Source organism: Hyphomonas sp., assembly GCF_041398385.1.
GTDB lineage: Bacteria > Pseudomonadota > Alphaproteobacteria > Caulobacterales > Hyphomonadaceae > Hyphomonas.
This window is the reverse complement of sequence record NZ_JAWKUW010000001.1, coordinates 898517-915079: the sequence shown is the minus strand read 5'-3', so window position 1 is coordinate 915079 and position 16563 is coordinate 898517. Positions and strand designations below refer to the sequence as shown.

Below are 16563 nucleotides of genomic sequence, written 5' to 3'. Positions count from 1 at the left end.
GCCTTGCGGGGCCGGGCTGGTTCGCCTGTCGATCAGGAGGAAGATCAGCCGTGACCGGCCATGCGCAGGAACCGATTGCGCAGGTCCGCATCGGACTTGAACACGCCGGTGAACTGGGTCGTCACCGTGGTCACGTCCTTGTGGTGCACGCCGCGGGTGGACATGCACTCATGCACGGCCTCGATCAGCACGGCGGTGCCCATCGGGGCGAGGCTGTCTGTGATGGCGTCGCAGATCTGCGCGGTCATCGTCTCCTGCGTCTGCAGGCGCTTGGAGAAAATCTCCACCACGCGGGCGAGCTTGGAAATGCCGACCACGTTTTCCGACGGCATGTAGGCAACGAAGGCCTTGCCGAGGAAGGGCGCCATGTGGTGCTCGCAATGGCTCTCCACGTCGATATTGCGCAGCATGACGATGTCGTCATAGCCCTGCACGTCCTCGAAGGTGCGGGAGAGGTATTTCACCGGGTCTTCCCCGTAGCCCGAGAACCATTCCTTGTAGGCGTTGACGACGCGCTTGGGCGTGTCGATCAGGCCTTCGCGTGCCGGGTCGTCACCGGCCCATGCGATCAGGGTGCGGACAGCCTCTTCGGCCTCCGCCTGGGTCGGGCGTTTCACGGAATCTGCGCGCACGATGTCTTTCTTCGGAGTAATGGCGTCCATGGCCATAGGTTAAGTCCTTCCGACTGAGGGACGGGGGTCGAGCCGGGGCGTTCGAGAGCTGTCTTTTACTCCCACCCGGACTTAACGCCCGCCCGGAGTTGATACCCTCAGGGCGATAAGCTGGAACATAAGGGCCCTCATGCCCTGTTTCCAGCGGATTCTACGGTGACGTGAGGACAGCGGATCACCGGCCGGTTGCGTTTCCCTGCGTCAACTGCTATCGGCCCGGCGATGTTCACGGGCACATTTACCATTTCCTGTTGCTGCTGTTGTTGCCGTTGAGGCGGCAACGCGCCATTAGGGCTGGCAGCAGATACTGCGCGCCGGCAGCCCCCCCGAACGACCCCATCCAGAGACCAACATGACCCTCCGCCTTTACGATACCGCTGCGCGTGAAAAGCGCGTTTTCGTTCCCCAGGACGCCAAGCGCGTGACGATGTATGTGTGCGGGCCGACGGTCTACAACTATGCCCATATCGGCAATGCCCGCCCGCCGATCGTGTTCGACGTCCTGCGGCGGCTGCTGATGAAGACCTATGGCGCCGATGCGGTGGTCTATGCCCGCAATATCACGGACATCGAGGACAAGATCATCCGGGCCTCCCAGGAGAGCGGCCAGCCGATCGGCGAAATCACGAAGAAATTTGCCGGCATCTACAATGACGATGTCGCCGCCCTGAACGTGATCCCGCCGACAGTCGAGCCCTGGGCGACGGCGCATGTGCCGGACATGATCGACATGATCGGCAAGCTGGTGCGCAAGCACTATGCCTATGTCGGCAAGGAGGGCGTCTGGTTCTCGGTCCCCAGCATGAAGGATTACGGCAAGCTGTCCGGCCGCAAGCTGGAAGACAATGAGGCGGGCGCCCGTGTCGAGGTCGATGCCGACAAGCGTGACCCGGCCGACTTCGCGCTGTGGAAATTCGCCAAGCCCGGCGAGCCGGAAGACGCGATCTGGGACAGCCCCTGGGGCAGGGGGCGGCCCGGCTGGCACATCGAGTGCTCGGCCATGGCGGCAAAGCATCTCGGCCGGACGCTCGACATCCATGGCGGCGGCATCGACCTCCAGTTCCCGCACCACGAGAATGAAATCGCGCAATCGGAATGCGCCCATGGCGAGGTGATGGCCAATTACTGGCTGCACAACGGCTTCCTCGACATGAGCGGGGAGAAGATGTCGAAGTCGCTCGGCAATGTCGTGCTGGTGCATGACCTCCTGAAGGAGTGGCCGGGAGAGGTGCTGCGCTTCGCCATGCTGAGCGGGCACTACCGCGCGCCGCTCGACTGGACGCCGGACCTGCTGAAGCAAGCCAAAACGACGCTGGACCGGATTTATGGGGCCCTCCGCCGTGTGTGGGAGGCCGAAGGCGGCGAGGCGCGCGACACCGGCGTGCAGCGGGCACTGGAGGACGACCTCAACACGCCGGAAGCCCTGGCTGAACTGTCCCGCCTTGCGACCGAGGCGAACACGGCCGCGGACCAGAAGGACGCCGTTGCGATGGCCGATGCGAAGGCAAACCTGCTGGCGGCCGGGCAACTGCTGGGCCTCCTGACCCAGACGCCGAAGCAGTGGGAGCAGGGCGGCGACAACGATGAAAACGCGCGTATCGATGCGGCGGTCCAGGCCCGGGTGGACGCCCGCGCCGCCAAGGACTGGGCCGAGGCTGACCGCATCCGCAAGGAGCTGGCCGCTGAAGGCATCGAGATCATGGATGGGCCGGGCGGCTCGACCTGGCGACGCGTCTGAGGCGAGTGGCAAGTAACGAAAACGTAAATTGACCCTGCCGGTTGCAGGGGAGACGGTGGGGCACGGCCAGACGGCCGATCCACTTCAATGCACCCTGTTGAGCGTGCCGCCTGACCTGCCTCCCAGGGTCAGGCGGCCTTTTTTTGCGCGGCTTGCGAAAGTGCGGGACGAAGGCCATGTTCGCGGGCGATGAGCGAGCTTTACCACAACCGGATCCTCGAACTGGCGGCCAATATCCCGAATGTCGGGCGGCTGGCCGATGCCGAGGGGTCATCCCTGAAAGTCTCCCGCGTCTGCGGCTCGAAGGTCAATGTCGACCTGAAGCTGGACGAGGCGGGCGACCATGTCCTTGAAATCGCTGTGGATCCTCAGGCCTGCGCGCTGGGACAGGCAGCCGTCTCCGTGCTGGCGGAACATGCTGTGGGCGCGTCGGTCGCGGAGATCATTGCCGCGCGCGATGCACTGCGGGCCATGCTGAAAGAGGGCGGGCCGCCGCCGGAGGGCCGCTTCTGGGAGCTGCGACATCTGGAGCCCGTGGCCGAGTATCCCCCGCGCCACGCCTCGACCCTGCTCGCCTTCGAGGCTGCCGTCGCCGCCATCGAGGAAGCGCTGGAGAAACGCGCGGCCGCCCATGCCGTCGCCGGTTAGCCTCCGCCGCAAGGCGGCTTATGCGCTGCTCTGGGTCTACAAGCACGGGCCGAGCCAGGTCTTCTATGCCTTCGGGGCACGCTGCCGGTACCATCCGTCCTGTAGTGAATACGGCGCAGAGTGCGTCGCGCGGCATGGCTGGTGGGCGGGCGGATGGATGGCGATTGCCCGCTTCATCCGTTGCCGGCCGGGCGGACCGTCCTGGGGGCATGACCCGGCCCCGGAACAGCGTCCGGACGCGCCCTTCTGGCAGCCCTGGCGCTATGGCGACTGGCACGGACCGGCAGGGGAACAGGTTGAAAAACCGCCTGAAGCGTGACATATCCCCGCTCATGATGGCTCATCTGATCATTGCTCTGACCACACGAACTCGCCGGGGTGCCTGACGCCCCCTGGCACGCGCAGTTCTGCGCGGCGGCCTCATGCACCCGAAAAAACCAGTCCCGAACGCTCCGGAAAATCCTACGCTGAGGCTACGGGAAGGCTCCGGACTGGCGGCCAGATCTCCCGAAGACGCCTGAAATCCTGCAACTGTATGCCGCCCGCGAAGAGGGTGGGAAAACCGGCAAAGACACGTTAAGCAAACCGCCGCAAACAGGATTTCCGGGTTCCCCGAATTCACGCCCTCAAACGGGCGACCCGCAAAAGAAGAAGACCGATGATCAAAGTTACGCTGCCTGATGGCTCCCACCGAGAGTATGCCGACGGCGCCTCGCCGATGGATGTCGCCGAGAGTATTTCAAAATCCCTCGCCAAGAAGGCGCTGGCCGCCAAGGTGAATGGCGAGATGTGGGATCTTGTGCGCCCGCTGGAGGGCGATGCCGACGTCGCCATCATCACGGACCGTGACCCCGAGGGGCTCGAGCTGATCCGCCACGATGCCGCGCACGTTCTCGCGCAGGCCGTGCAGGATCTTTACCCCGGTACGCAGGTGACGATCGGCCCCGTCATCGATGACGGCTTCTATTACGACTTCGCCCGTGAGGAGCCGTTCTCGTCCGACGATTTCGAGAAGATCGAGAAGAAGATGGCCGAGATCATCGATGCCGATTACCCGATCGTGCGCGAAGTCTGGGACAAGGACGAAGCCATCGAAATGTTCAAGAAGATCGGGGAGGACTACAAGGCCCAGATCATCGACGACATCATCCCGCCGGGCGAGGCGATCACGATCTACCGCCAGGGCGACTGGTTTGACCTCTGCCGGGGGCCGCACCTTCCGTCCACGGGCAAACTGCCCAAGGCGTTCAAGCTGATGAAGCTGGCGGGCGCCTATTGGCGCGGCGACTCCAGGAACGAGATGCTGCAGCGCATGTACGGCACGGCCTGGACGAACGAGAAGGATCTGAAGGCCCATCTCCACCGGATCGAGGAAGCCGAGAAGCGCGACCATCGCAAGCTTGGGGCACAACTGGACCTTTTCCATCTCGACGGCCTCGCCGCCGCCGGGTCTGTCTTCTGGCACCCGAACGGGTTTCAGGTCTGGCGCCAGATCGAAGCCTATATGCGCCGCCGTCTCGACAAGGCCGGCTATGAGGAAATCAAGACGCCGCAGCTGATGGATTCGGTGCAGTGGGAGAAATCCGGCCACTGGGGCAAGTATCGCGAAAACATGTTCATCGTGCCGGACTTCATTCCCGAGGGCGATGAGGGCGTCGACATTTCCGTGCCGGATGATGCGAAGCTGATGGCACTGAAGCCGATGAACTGCCCGGCGCATGTCGAAGTGTTCAAATCGGGCCAGAAATCCTATCGCGACCTGCCGCTGCGGCTTGCCGAGTTCGGCTGCTGCCACCGTAACGAGCCGCATGGTGCCCTGCACGGGATCATGCGTGTACGGCAGTTCACGCAGGACGATGCGCACATCTTCTGCCGGGAAGACCAGATCGTCGAAGAGTCGATCCGTTTCTGCCGCCTGCTGGAAAGCGTCTATCGCGATTTCGGCTTCGAGCAGATCGCGGTCAAGCTGTCGACGCGCCCGGACGTGCGCGCCGGTGACGACGCGACGTGGGACCGGGCCGAGAAGGGCCTCCAGGATGCCGTCGACGCGGCGGGCCTGCCCTGCGAGATCATGCCGGGCGAGGGCGCCTTCTATGGGCCGAAGCTCGAATTCCAGCTGACGGATGCCATCGGCCGCGTCTGGCAGTGCGGCACGCTGCAGCTCGACTACGTGCTGCCGGAACGTCTGGGGGCGGAATACACGGCCTCAGACGGCTCGAAGCAGCGCCCGGTCATGCTGCACCGCGCGATCCTCGGCTCCATGGAGCGGTTCATCGGTATCCTGATCGAGGAATTCTCCGGTGCCTTCCCGATGTGGCTTGCCCCGGTGCAGGTCGTGGTCGCCGCCATTACGGATGCGGCCAATGACTATGCCGAGGAAGCGGCCGCGGCCCTCCGCAAGGCGGGCCTGCGCGTGGAGACGGATGTGCGGAATGAGAAGATCAATTACAAGGTCCGCGAGCACTCGCTTCAGAAAGTGCCGGTGATTGCCGTTGTCGGCGGACGCGAGGCGGAGGAGCGCACGCTGGCGCTGCGCCGTCTCGGCTCCAATGCGCAGGAAATGATCTCGCTCGATGACGCGCGGGTGCAACTGGCGGCAGAAGGGCTTGCGCCGGACCTGAAGGCGTGATGCAACCCTGAACGGCTGAAAACAAACGGGGCAGGAGGGGAGAGAGTGAAGCTCATGTCCTATGCCCCGTTTCTCGCAGCTGCTTTCGTGCTCTGGCCGGTTATGGGCCTGCTCGGCGGGCAGGGCTATGCGCCCCTCCTGGGGCTCGCGGCCCTGCCGGCGCTGGCGCTTGCCCGGCCGAAACTTCCGCCGGCGCCTTATGCCGTGCTGGCGGTGCTGTTCGTCGGCTGGGCGGCTTTCACCGAGACATGGTCACCCGCCTCGAAGGGCCTCATCTCCGGCAGCCTTACAGGCGGGGACTTCGCCGTGAAGGCGGCCAGCCTGCGGATTGCGCTGGTGGTACTGCTCGGCATTCTCGCGGTGGCGGGCGCCCTGCGCATCCGGCAGGGCGGGGCGCAGATATCGACTCGTGTGATGCTGGGCGGTTTCGCCGTGCAGGCGCTGCTGGTGACGGCGTCGGCCTTCTTCGCCGGACCGGTTCTGGTGGCCATCTATGGCGACGATCCGTTTCGCGTGAATGAGGGTGTACAGAATGTCGGACGCAATGCGAATGCCTTTGCGCTCGCCCTGCCGGTGCTGGCGGCCTATCTTGGCGCGCGGCCGGGGATGATGTGGAAGGCGGCGGCGCTGGCGCTCGTACTGGTCAGCCTTGTGGCGTGCCAGCTCGTCGATTCCCAGGCGGCGGTGATCGGCGTCGTGTTCATGGCACTTGCCATGGCACTGGTGTGGCTTTTTCCGCGCATGGGCTATCGCTGGCTGTTCGGGATGCTCGCGGCCTATGTCGCCGTGGCGCCCATCGCGTTGGGCGTCCTCCTGTCGTCGCTGGAGAAGGCCGGCGTGATGCTGCCGGGCTCGTTCCAGTCGCGGGCCTGGTCGTGGCATGTGGTGATCGGCAAGATCACCGAAGCGCCCTTCACCGGGCATGGCCTCGCAGCCTCCAGCACCTGGCGCGAGACCTATGCCGATCATCCGGAATGGCTGGCGCGGCTGCCGGATTTCTGGGCTGGGTTCCCTGTGGTGCCGGGCCATCCGCACAATATGGCCCTGCAGATCTGGGCCGAGACAGGGGCGATTGGCGCCGTTCTGGCGGCGCTGTCTCTGGTAGCGCTGGCCTTCCGCCTGCCGCGGCCGGGCGATCTGCGTGCGGACGTTCGCTTTGCGATTGCGGGCGTTGCCGGCGTCGCGGCGAGCCTGTTCAGCTTCGCCTACAGCGCCCTGGATGCGGCCTTCTGGGCAAGCCTCGTGCTCGTGGCAGTGGCGATCATCCTCCTGTCGAAGCGGGAGCGCGCCTCGCTGTGAGTTCCAGCCCATTCCCGACCATTACGGCCCTGGTCGTCAGCTATCATACGGGCCCGCGCCTGCATGAATGCCTCTATGCCCTGAAGGGCGATCCGGATGTGACCGAGATCATTATCGTCGACAATGGCAATCCGCCGGAAGAGCAGGCCTGGCTGGACCGGTTTGCCGCAACGACGACGGGCGTGAGCCTCATACGCGACGGCACCAATCCGGGCTTCGGCGCGGCGATGAACCGGGCGGCGGACGTAGCGATGGGCGAGATGCTGCTCGCCTGTAATCCGGACTGCGTGATCAAGCGCGGCGCGATGGTGCCGCTGGTCGAGGCCTCGCGCGGTGCGCCGACGCCGGCGATTGTGGGTGGACGGATCTTCGATCTGACGGGACGCGAAGAACGCGGCGCGCGGCGCAATACGCTGACCCTGTGGAATGCGATCGGCCTCGGCAAATGGGCGCTGGACCGGGAGCCGCCGCCTGCCGGGCCTATCAGGGTGGGCGCAATTTCGGGCGCCTTCTTCCTGATCCACCGTGCCGATTTTGAAAAGCTTGGCGGGTTCGATGCAGGCTATTTCCTGCATGTGGAGGATGTTGACCTGTGCCGCCGGGCGATCGAGGCGGGCGGTTCGGTGACCTACCAGCCGCTGGCCGGGGCGCTGCATTACGGATCAACGTCGGATGCGCCGAGCCCCGTGGTGCAGGCGCACAAGGCTGACAGCCTCAAGCGCTATTTCCGCAAGTTCGCCCGGACGCCGCTGGAAAAGGCAGCGGCAGCTATCATGGTGCCGCTGATCGGCCTTGCCCTGCGCCTCAAGGGATAGGGCGCCAGCCGGGTGGGGCGAGTTCGAACCCCTTGAAATCGAAACCGGGCGCAACGGTGCAGCTGACCAGCGTCCATGCGCCGAGCGTTTCGGCTGTCTGCCAGTGATGAGCGGGCACGATGCCCTGCAAAGATTGCCCGCCGCGCAGGTCCGGACCCAGCTTCACCGTGGCGGCACCCCGACCGTCGGGCGGTGAAGTGGTCAGCACGAGCGGCCCGCCCGCATGCCACAGCCAGACTTCATCGGCGTCGACCCGGTGCCAGGCGGAGACTTCATCGGCCTGCAGCAGGAAATGGATCAGCGTCGAGGTCGGCCGGTGTCCCGGCAGCGAAGGCGCGCGGAACGTCTCGACATAATGCCCGCCCTCCGGATGTGGCTGCATGTTCAGGAGACGGATGATCTCATTGGCGCCGAGGTCTCCGCTGATCGCCGGCATCAGAACCGGTCCTTGCGGCCGCGGATTTCGGCGAAGGTGGCAACAGCGTCGCCGGGATGGCCCATGGCGGCCTGCAGCTCCGGCACGTCGGCGCGCAGGAAAGGATTGGTGGCGAGTTCCTTTTCCAGGCTCGTGGGCACAGTCGGCAGCCCCTTGGCGCGCTGCGCGTCGATCCAGGTCACATATTCGGTGAGGCGCGCATTGCCGGGTTCGATTGTCTCCGCGAAGCGGGCGTTCGACTGGGTGTATTCATGCGCGCAATAAATCGTCGTTTGCGGCGGCAGGGCCTTGAGCTTGGAGAGGCTGTTCCACATCATCTCCATCGTGCCTTCGAAGACCCGTCCACAGCCGAGCGCAAAGAGGGCGTCGCCGACAAAGGCGGTGTTCTGCTCTGCGAAGTGGTAAGCGATATGGCCGAGCGTGTGACCCGGCACGTCCAGCACGTCCGCAATCGCCCGGCCGAGTTCGACCCTGTCGCCCTGTTTCAGGGCGACGTCGATGCCGGGGATCTTTTCCGCCTCGCCCGCCGGGCCGTAGATCGTGCAGTCGGTCGCCTGCTTGATCTTCAGGTTTCCGCCCGCATGGTCCGGGTGCCAGTGCGTGTTGAGGATGTGGCTGATATGCCAGCCCATCCGCTCTGCTTCGGCGAGGTATTTGTCGGCGTCGGGCGTGTCGATGGCAGCCGTCTCGCCTGAAAAGGCCTCGTGCACCAGATAGCCGTAATTATCGTTCAGGCAGGGAAAACGGTGTATGTCGAGAGTGATCTTGGTCATCTGTACCTCCTGCAGACCGGCCTAGCACAGGGAGTCCCATGCGTCAGGATGCTGTCACGCTCGAACGCTTTTACGCCACCCCGCTGGGGCAGGCGGCGTCGCGCGTGCTGGGCGGCAAGATGACGGATCTCTGGGGCGATGCCCGGGGCCTCTCCATGCTGGGGCTCGGCTTCGCCATTCCGGTTCTCGACGCGTTCGGGCAGGGGCCGTCGCGCATCGTGGCTGGCGTGCCGCACGAGCATGGGCCGGTTCTATGGGACTATTCCGGCCGGGGTAACGCCTCGGTTTCGGTCGGGGACGAGCGGATGCCGTTTCCCGATGGCATGTTCGACCGGGTCATCGTGCTGCACGGCCTCGAAGAGGCCGGTAATCCGCGCACCTATCTGAGGGAAATCTGGCGGGTCACGGCGCCGGAAGGCCGCATCGTGCTGGCGGCGTCGAACCGGGCGGGCCTGTGGGCACGGGCGACGCGCACGCCCTTCGGCCATGGCCGGCCGTGGAGCCGGGCCCAGCTGATGAACCTGCTGTCCTCCGGCCTGTTCCAGGTCACCGCCTCGACCAGCGCGCTCTACATGCCGCCGATGCAGGCGGGCCTTGTCACGTCAGCGGCCGAAGGCTGGGAGGCAATCGGCCGGTTGGCTGCGCCGGGCATGGGCGGCGTCGTGCTGGTCGAAGCGGTCAAGCGGCTCTATGCCTCGCCGGGCGGGGGCGCGGTTGCCCCTGTGACCGAAAAGATGCGCATTGCCCGCCCCGCGACATCCCAACGGCGCGAAAAACATTGACGGACCCGGCGGTCACGATACGTTCGCGTGTGCAGCATAATCTGGAGATTGCGCCATGAAGCTCGTCACTGCCATTTTCAAGCCGAGCCGTCTCGACGCGGTGATCGATGCGCTCTCCGATGCCGGAGCCACCGGCATGACCGTCTCCGAAGTGCGCGGCTATGGCCGCCAGCGCGGCAAGACGGAAGTCTATCGCGGCGCCGAATATGAAGTGCGCTTGCTGCCGAAGGTAAAGATCGAGGTGGCCTGTCCCGCGAGCGAAGCCGACCGGCTGGTGGAAGCGATCATCCAGGCCGCGAATACCGGCACGATCGGGGACGGCAAGATCTTCATCCACGATCTTGATTCCATTGTGCGGATCCGTACCGGCGAGCGGGACGACCTCGCCGTTTCCGGCTGACCTGCGCGATCAGGGTAAATGCCCCCTGAAGCCGGTTGGCCAAGTTTCGCCGACCGGATCAATCAAACCTGAACACGGGCCCGTCTAAGGTCGCCGGGAATATCTGGCGGGCTTTTCGTGGTTCATGCAATCGCGACATTTTCAAGATCGGGGGTGAGCAGATGACACTGCTCACCGGGATCGTCCTCGGCAATATTGCCATGGCGTTGCTGGCGGCCGTCCTGATGTGGCGCTCGTTGCTCAGCGCCCGCGACCTCAAGGCGGCACTCGTCCAGACCCAGCAAATGTCGGCGACCGACCCTCTTACCGGCCTGCCTAACCGCAGCGGCTTGCTGAGCCGCGCGGTCGAGTTGATGGCGGCAGCAGACACGGGCGCAACCATGGTCGTGCTCGATCTCGACGGCTTCAAGATGATCAACGACACGCTTGGCCATCAGGCGGGCGATGAATTGCTGGGCGCTGTGGGCGAACGGCTGCGCGCCTGCCTCGGTGAAGACGGCCTGCTGGCCCGGCTTGGCGGGGATGAATTTGCGGCCCTGTTTTCCGGTCCTGAAGCGGATGCCGACGCGGTCCGCTTCATCGGCTGCGCCGAGGCCGGGCTGGCACGGCCGCTGGTTGTGTCGGACGATGTCGTGACGATGACGCTCAGCGCCGGTGTCGCCGTAGCCAATACGTCTGACATCGCGCCCGCCGAATTGCTGCGCCGTGCCGACATCGCCATGTATGTCGCAAAGTCAGCCCGGCACACTTGCTGGGCGGCTTATGATACCGAAATGGACGAGTCCCTGCAGCTGCGCCGCACCATCAGTGCCGAGCTTGAGGCTGCGCTGACCCGCAACGAGTTGCAGCTCGTCTACCAGCCGCTCGTCTGCACCCGGACGGGGCAGGTGATGAGCGCCGAGGCGCTGATGCGCTGGCCGGGCAAGGAAGGGCGCGCGGGGTCGCCGGGCGTGTTCATTCCGATTGCAGAGGAAACGGGCCTCATCCTGAAGCTTGGCGAATGGGTGCTTGACCAGGCCTGTATCGAGATCAAGCGGCAGAAGACGATTCCGATCGCGGTGAACGTTTCGCCGGTCCAGTTCCGTGTCGACGGCTTCGCCGAGAGTGTGGAAGCGGCCATCCAGCGGCACGGCATCAATCCGGAACTGCTGCGCATCGAGATTACCGAAGGCGTGCTGATTTCACATACGGACGAGGCGCAACGCACCATGCGGCGCCTGCGCGACCTCGGCGTGCAGGTTCTGCTCGACGATTTCGGGACGGGCTATTCCTCGCTCAGCTACCTGCAGAAATTCGAATTCGACGGCCTGAAGATCGACCGCGCCTTTATCCAGCAGCTCGAAGACGGGGCAACCGGGCGGCGCCTGCTGCAGTCGATCATCTCGCTCGGCCACAGCCTCAATCTCAAGGTCGTTGCCGAAGGCGTCGAGACCGAGGACCAGGCGGCGCTGCTGCAGCTGCTGCGCTGCGATTTCCTGCAGGGCTATGCGCTTGGCCGGCCGGATACGGCCGAGAAGCTGCATGCCCTGAGTTTTGCGGAAATGCTGCCGCTGACGCGCTCACGCGCGCACTGACGGGTCAATCGCGGCCGTCGCCGTCCCAGCGGGCCTCTTCGGCCTGATGATGCAGCTGGAGATTCAGCAGGATCGCCTTGGCCACCGGCAGGAGCACAAGGATCAGACCGATCACCACGGCGCAGAGGACAAGAAACATCAGCGCCTTCACCCAGACCGGGGCCGACATCATCGGCAGGATGAAGATGAACGGCGCGGTCAGCACCAGCACGCCGAACCCGACGAAAAAGGCCGGGCCGTCGGCGGTATCTTCATTGTCCATCGGGCGCCCGCAGACCGGGCATTCGGAATTGAGCTTCAGATAGCCCTTGAACAGCTTGCCCTGGCCGCAGGCGCCGCATCTGAGACGCAGGCCGGACAGGATGGGGGAGGGCTGGGTCATGGTGCAGGCTCCTTGGGGGCGTGAGCTTCCCACACATCTGGTGTGAAGGGCGCCGGCGCAATGCGACAGATGGCACGCGCCGCCCCGCGGCCCTTGACGGGAGGGCCCACATTGCCCACCAGAGCGGGCGGAATTTCTGGAACGGACAAAGCCATGGCGGACCCAGTCTTCGAGCGGATCGCAATTGTCGGCGTGGGCCTCATCGGCTCCTCCATCGCGCGGGCGGCTGCCGAATATGGCGCGGCCGGCTCCGTTGCGCTCTATGACATGAGCGACGATGTCCGCACCCGTGCGGCCGCTCTCGGCATCGGCGATGTGTCCGAGACGCTGGCGGACGCCGTCGGCGCGGCCGATTGCGTGATCCTGTGCGTGCCGGTCGGCGCGCTGGACGAGGTGGCGGCGGCCACCGTGCCGCATATGAAAGCGGGCGCGATCCTCACCGATGTGGGCTCGGTCAAGAAACAGGCCGCTGCGGCGCTGGCGGCGGCGGACAATGGGAAGATCCATGCCATTCCGGGCCACCCGATCGCGGGCACGGAACAGTCGGGGCCCGAAGCCGGCTTCCCGACCCTCTTCCGCAATGCCTGGCACATCCTCACCCCGCGCGAGGATGGCGACGAGGCCTATACGGACGCGGTGGCAAAGCTCGCGGCGTTCTGGACGGCCCTTGGCGCAAAGGTGGAGACGATGGAGGCCGCGCGGCACGACCGCGTGCTGGCCATCACCTCGCACCTGCCGCACCTCATCGCCTTCAATATCGTCGCCACGGCCTTCGACATGGAGACGGTGGAGCAGGGGGAAGTGGTCAAATACTCCGCCGGCGGCTTCCGCGACTTCACCCGGATCGCGGCCTCAGATCCGGTCATGTGGCGCGACGTCTTCCTCAACAACAAGGAAGCGGTGCTGGAATGCCTCGGGCGCTTCTCCGAAGACCTTGCCGCCCTGCAGCGCGCCATCCGCTGGGGCGATGGCGACATGCTGATGCGGGAATTCTCCCGTGCCCGGACGATCCGCAAGGCGATCATCGATGCCGGGCAGGATTCCGGCGCGATCAACTTCGGCCGTAACGAAGCGGTCAACGGCAAGGCGAAGTCGTGAAGCCGCTCACCCTCTCCGACGACCGCCGCGCCGCCCTTGCCGGTCATCTGAGGACGCTGTTCGCCAACGAGTTCGACGAGACTCTCAGCGAATTCCGCGCCAATGAAATCGTTGACCTGATGCTGAAGACGCTGGGCCCGGCGGTCTACAATCAGGCCGTGGAAGACGTGCGCGCGCACCTCCAGGGCAAGCTCGATGACCTTGCCGGCGAAGTCTGGGTCGAGGGCGGGGTCTGAGGCCTCACGCGAATTTGTCTCGCGCGCGAGCGGACGGGCCGCTAGTCAGGCAGCCATGACACGCATGACCCGCCCCCTTTCCCGCCGCCATCTCCTGCTCGCCGGCGCCGCCGCAGCCGTCATCTCCGCCTGTTCCGGAGGCGGGCGCGAGGCCGCTGCGGAAGCAAAGGCTAAGGCCGGTGGGGCAGATCCCTACGCAGACAGCGAGTGGCGCAAGCTGACCGAGGTGGAGTGGAAGGAACGCCTCGGCCCGAAAGCCTTTGCCGTCCTGCGCAAGGAAGATACCGAACGCGCCTTCACGTCGCCGCTGGAGCACGAGAAACGTCAGGGCACCTATCATTGCGCCGGGTGCGACCTGCCGCTGTTCAGTTCAGACAAGAAATTCGACAGCGGCACCGGCTGGCCGAGTTTCTGGGATGTCATTCCGGGTGCCATCGGCACGAGCGCTGACCACAAGCTGTTTTATGTGCGCACGGAATATCATTGCGCGCGTTGCCTCGGTCATCAGGGGCATGTCTTCGATGACGGCCCGGCCCCGACCGGCCAGCGCTGGTGCAATAATGGCGTGGCGCTGACCTTCCGGCCTGCCTGATCCTACTCGATGATGATGGCGTCCGGCGGGATGACGAAGGGCGTCGAGGCGATGGCGGCTTCGCCTTCCTCGATTTCCTCGCCGGGCCCGTTCTCGCGGCGCTCATACGCTGCGACGAGCGACGTGTAGGGCGGAACATAGTCCCAGCCGCCATTGCCGTTGTTCTGCGTGATTTCGAAATGCAGGTGCAGCACGGTCGGCGTACCGCCGAAATCATTGGAGACGTAACCGATCAGGTCGCCGGCTTTCACCGTGTCGCCGATCTTCACGTTCAGCTTCGCCATGTTGAGGTGCAGGTATTTGTATATCCGGCCGCCGGACCGCAGGTTCACGCTGTAGGAGCCGACATTCGAAATGACGCCGTCTTCCACGGCGACCACTTCATGCGCCATGCGGTCTGCCGGCGTGGTCGAGCGCTCGGACTTGCAATCGGTAGGTGTGCCAACGCGGATGTCCTGGCCCTGGTGGATCTTGTTGATCGGGCAATAAGGCGAGCCGCGATTGGCCGAGCGGGTTTCACAGAAATTGTCCCGCCACGGATATTCGAAATTGCGCGCGTCGCACTGGTCGCCGCCCACCATACCGCCGCCGAAGGTGAACACCATGGACTGGAGGTAGGCCGGGGAGTCCTTGATCGGGAACACCATGTCGGGCGCGAAGACCATATCGCTGCCGGTGCCTTCACCCGTTCCGGGCAGCAGGGCGCCGGTCGGGAAATAGGAGAAGGTGGGCTCGACCGGTTCCGGTGGTGGCGTCGTGTCGCTGCCGGAATTGTCGGCCACATCGGTCGGCTCATCCGAGCCCGTGTCTGTCCCGGCGTCGCCGCTGGTGTCTGATGGCGGGTCGGTATCGCCGGCATCGGCAGTGTCCGTGCCGCCTGGATCCGGAGCATCGGTGGTATCGGTTCCCGTATCGTCAGGCGTGTCCGTGCCGATATCGGTGCCGGAGTCGGAACTGGTGTCGGAACCCGCGTCGGGGTTTGTATCGGTCGCGTCCGTTCCCGTATCGGTGCCGGTGTCGCCCGTGCCATAGGGGTCGAGCACGGGCGCAGTCGGCGGCGGCGGGCCGGGCGCGCCGGGCGGAATGGCCGGGCCGGGTTCCGGCGTCGAGGGCGGCGGGCCGCCATCGCCGGGGAAGCGGATGAAGTCGCAGGCTGCGAGCCCTGCGAGGGCGATGCCCGCCAGGAGAACGGTGCGCAGCTTTCTCATTATCTCGACCTCACCGCGATGAGGGAATCGGCGACCGTCAGGGCCTCTTCCTCGCTGATACAGTCGGGATTGTCGCCTTCGGACGCGGTGCATTCGAATTCGACAAGATAGTCGGCGCCATATTTGGTGAAGGCGACCTGCGCGCCGGTCATGGTCGGGATGAAATGCATCTCGCTGTCGGAGGAATCGGTGCGCTCCCCGATGACTTCATTGGTGCCATTGACGACGATGTTATACGCCGTGCCCGGATAGAAGGCGAAATAGCCGTCCGAGAGCGGCTGGAACTTTACCTCGGATTCGGCGCCCTGCGGGATGACGATGCCGGTCGGCAGCATCACCGGGACGGGCGGGGCTTCCTCGCCGGACGCGATGTCGAACGAACCGGAGGCGCCACCGGAACTGGACGCGACATCGGCGCGCGCGGCCATCCAGTCGATGGTGGCTTCATTGGCGAGCGCTTCCGGGCGCACCGGGAATTCGGTCGTCGGCGGCGCGTCGGTGACGGTCAGCGGTTCGGCCTGTTCGGCGGGCGCGGCCGGCGGCTCGTCCGGTGCGCGGTTCAGGATCTGGTCGCAGGCAGACAGGCCGAGTGCGAGGACAGGCGCCAGCACGAGAATAGTCTTCAGTCTCATCAGGGGGTATCCTTTCCGGGATGAGCCACATAATCCGGGTCAGCATAGGAAACGCTCTGCACCTGCATGATCCGGTTCTTGATTTCGTCGATCATGGCACGGCTCGGGTCCGTGCCCGGCGGCAGGCGATAGGCCAGCCGGATTTCGCCGGAATAGGACGCGCCGATCATTCGGAAATCCTTGAGAACCGGATACCGGTTCTGCAGATCGGTCCAGGCCTGTTCGGCGATGGCCGGGTCGCGCTTGAAATTGCGTGAGATGAGGTCGACTTCCGGCTCGCCCTTGATGCGGACGATGTAGATGATCTCCGCGCCCTCGCCCTTGCCGGCGACCGGCGCGGCCTGCGCCACCTTGATCGGGGCCTTCACCTCGTCGCGCGTTTCGGTGCTGGCCGGCAGTTCGGCCGGTTTGACCGGTGGCGGGGCCGGGGGCTCGACGGCCGCAAGGTCCGTGCCTCCGGTCGCCGCATCGGGAATGGTCACCACATCTGCATCCGGTACGGGCGCGGTGACGCCCGCCGGTTGGGTCGCCGGGGCAGGGGCCCCGTTCGATCCGGCCATGACGAAGAGACCGGTCGCGCCTGCCAGGGCGGCAAGGCCCGCAAGGCCGAGCGGGCCGCCCAGGTGCAGGGGTGACCGGAACTCTGACAT

At 65.2% G+C, this 16563-nt stretch carries 19 protein-coding genes; 12 read left to right on the top strand and 7 right to left on the bottom strand.

Features of this window, described 5'->3' with window-relative positions:
- Nucleotides 1–44: 44 nt before the first annotated feature.
- The gene (gene folE / locus R3C13_RS04580) at nucleotides 45–662 is read right to left on the bottom strand and encodes a GTP cyclohydrolase I FolE (protein WP_371309648.1); all 618 of its coding nucleotides are present in this window, start codon (nucleotides 660–662) and stop codon (nucleotides 45–47) included.
- Nucleotides 663–1023: 361 nt separating this feature from the next.
- Here folE and cysS point away from each other — a divergent pair, with 361 nt between their 5' ends.
- The 6 genes from cysS (at nucleotide 1024) to R3C13_RS04550 (ending at nucleotide 7800) form a co-directional block, all read left to right on the top strand.
- Nucleotides 1024–2409 carry a cysteine--tRNA ligase gene (gene cysS / locus R3C13_RS04575; RefSeq protein ID WP_371309610.1) on the top strand — a complete coding sequence of 462 codons (1386 nt, stop codon included), beginning with the start codon at nucleotides 1024–1026 and terminating at the stop codon, nucleotides 2407–2409.
- Between the two features lie 189 nt (nucleotides 2410–2598).
- Complete coding sequence (locus R3C13_RS04570) at nucleotides 2599–3057, top strand: iron-sulfur cluster assembly scaffold protein (protein ID WP_371309609.1); 459 nt, start codon at nucleotides 2599–2601, stop codon at nucleotides 3055–3057.
- Entirely contained in the window at nucleotides 3041–3376 is a 336-nt protein-coding gene (gene yidD, locus R3C13_RS04565; RefSeq protein ID WP_371309608.1) for a membrane protein insertion efficiency factor YidD, read from the top strand. The genes R3C13_RS04570 and yidD overlap by 17 nt, the downstream gene beginning before the upstream one ends.
- 339 nt (nucleotides 3377–3715) lie before the next feature.
- Nucleotides 3716–5686, top strand: a complete 1971-nt coding sequence (gene thrS, locus R3C13_RS04560) for a threonine--tRNA ligase (RefSeq protein WP_371309607.1) — start codon at nucleotides 3716–3718, stop codon at nucleotides 5684–5686.
- Between the two features lie 54 nt (nucleotides 5687–5740).
- Nucleotides 5741–6985, top strand: coding sequence for an O-antigen ligase family protein (locus R3C13_RS04555; RefSeq protein WP_371309647.1), 1245 nt, complete (start codon nucleotides 5741–5743; stop codon nucleotides 6983–6985).
- Nucleotides 6982–7800, top strand: a complete 819-nt coding sequence (locus R3C13_RS04550; RefSeq protein WP_371309606.1) for a glycosyltransferase — start codon at nucleotides 6982–6984, stop codon at nucleotides 7798–7800. Before R3C13_RS04555 ends, R3C13_RS04550 begins: the two co-directional genes overlap by 4 nt.
- Here the strand turns inward: R3C13_RS04550 and R3C13_RS04545 are convergent.
- Both R3C13_RS04545 and gloB read right to left on the bottom strand, forming a co-directional pair.
- On the bottom strand, nucleotides 7790–8236 hold the full coding sequence (locus R3C13_RS04545) for a cupin domain-containing protein (protein ID WP_371309605.1): 447 nt from the start codon (nucleotides 8234–8236) through the stop codon (nucleotides 7790–7792). The two genes, R3C13_RS04550 and R3C13_RS04545, sit on opposite strands and share 11 nt — an antisense overlap.
- Nucleotides 8236–9009: a hydroxyacylglutathione hydrolase gene (gene gloB, locus R3C13_RS04540; RefSeq protein ID WP_371309604.1), complete on the bottom strand. Its 774-nt coding sequence runs from the start codon at nucleotides 9007–9009 to the stop codon at nucleotides 8236–8238. Before gloB ends, R3C13_RS04545 begins: the two co-directional genes overlap by 1 nt.
- A 38-nt stretch (nucleotides 9010–9047) precedes the next feature.
- Here gloB and R3C13_RS04535 point away from each other — a divergent pair, with 38 nt between their 5' ends.
- The 3 genes from R3C13_RS04535 to R3C13_RS04525 all read left to right on the top strand — a co-directional run bounded on the left by R3C13_RS04535 (nucleotide 9048) and on the right by R3C13_RS04525 (nucleotide 11765).
- Complete coding sequence (locus tag R3C13_RS04535; protein ID WP_371309603.1) at nucleotides 9048–9791, top strand: class I SAM-dependent methyltransferase; 744 nt, start codon at nucleotides 9048–9050, stop codon at nucleotides 9789–9791.
- Nucleotides 9792–9846: 55 nt separating this feature from the next.
- Nucleotides 9847–10191 carry a P-II family nitrogen regulator gene (locus R3C13_RS04530; protein WP_371309602.1) on the top strand — a complete coding sequence of 115 codons (345 nt, stop codon included), beginning with the start codon at nucleotides 9847–9849 and terminating at the stop codon, nucleotides 10189–10191.
- 161 nt (nucleotides 10192–10352) lie between these two features.
- A complete protein-coding gene (locus R3C13_RS04525; RefSeq protein WP_371309601.1) occupies nucleotides 10353–11765 on the top strand; it encodes a putative bifunctional diguanylate cyclase/phosphodiesterase in 1413 nt (470 codons plus the stop codon).
- Nucleotides 11766–11769: 4 nt separating this feature from the next.
- Here the strand turns inward: R3C13_RS04525 and R3C13_RS04520 are convergent, their stop codons facing one another.
- A complete protein-coding gene (locus R3C13_RS04520) occupies nucleotides 11770–12147 on the bottom strand; it encodes a DUF983 domain-containing protein (RefSeq protein ID WP_371309600.1) in 378 nt (125 codons plus the stop codon).
- 153 nt (nucleotides 12148–12300) lie between these two features.
- Between R3C13_RS04520 and R3C13_RS04515 the strand changes: the two genes are divergently transcribed.
- Genes R3C13_RS04515 through msrB form a run of 3 tightly spaced genes read left to right on the top strand, consistent with a single transcriptional unit; the run spans nucleotide 12301 to nucleotide 14073 of the window.
- On the top strand, nucleotides 12301–13245 hold the full coding sequence (locus tag R3C13_RS04515; protein WP_371309599.1) for a prephenate/arogenate dehydrogenase family protein: 945 nt from the start codon (nucleotides 12301–12303) through the stop codon (nucleotides 13243–13245).
- Nucleotides 13242–13481: a DUF2164 domain-containing protein gene (locus R3C13_RS04510; RefSeq protein WP_371309598.1), complete on the top strand. Its 240-nt coding sequence runs from the start codon at nucleotides 13242–13244 to the stop codon at nucleotides 13479–13481. Before R3C13_RS04515 ends, R3C13_RS04510 begins: the two co-directional genes overlap by 4 nt.
- Nucleotides 13482–13536: 55 nt before the next feature.
- Nucleotides 13537–14073: a peptide-methionine (R)-S-oxide reductase MsrB gene (gene msrB, locus R3C13_RS04505; RefSeq protein ID WP_371309597.1), complete on the top strand. Its 537-nt coding sequence runs from the start codon at nucleotides 13537–13539 to the stop codon at nucleotides 14071–14073.
- A 2-nt stretch (nucleotides 14074–14075) separates the two neighbouring features.
- Here msrB and R3C13_RS04500 read toward each other — a convergent pair whose 3' ends face one another.
- The 3 genes from R3C13_RS04500 to R3C13_RS04490 are packed head-to-tail and all read right to left on the bottom strand — an operon-like array spanning nucleotide 14076 to nucleotide 16563.
- Nucleotides 14076–15281, bottom strand: a complete 1206-nt coding sequence (locus R3C13_RS04500; protein ID WP_371309596.1) for a M23 family metallopeptidase — start codon at nucleotides 15279–15281, stop codon at nucleotides 14076–14078.
- Nucleotides 15281–15913 carry a hypothetical protein gene (locus R3C13_RS04495; protein ID WP_371309595.1) on the bottom strand — a complete coding sequence of 211 codons (633 nt, stop codon included), beginning with the start codon at nucleotides 15911–15913 and terminating at the stop codon, nucleotides 15281–15283. Before R3C13_RS04495 ends, R3C13_RS04500 begins: the two co-directional genes overlap by 1 nt.
- On the bottom strand, nucleotides 15913–16563 hold the full coding sequence (locus R3C13_RS04490; RefSeq protein ID WP_371309594.1) for a hypothetical protein: 651 nt from the start codon (nucleotides 16561–16563) through the stop codon (nucleotides 15913–15915). The genes R3C13_RS04495 and R3C13_RS04490 overlap by 1 nt, the downstream gene beginning before the upstream one ends.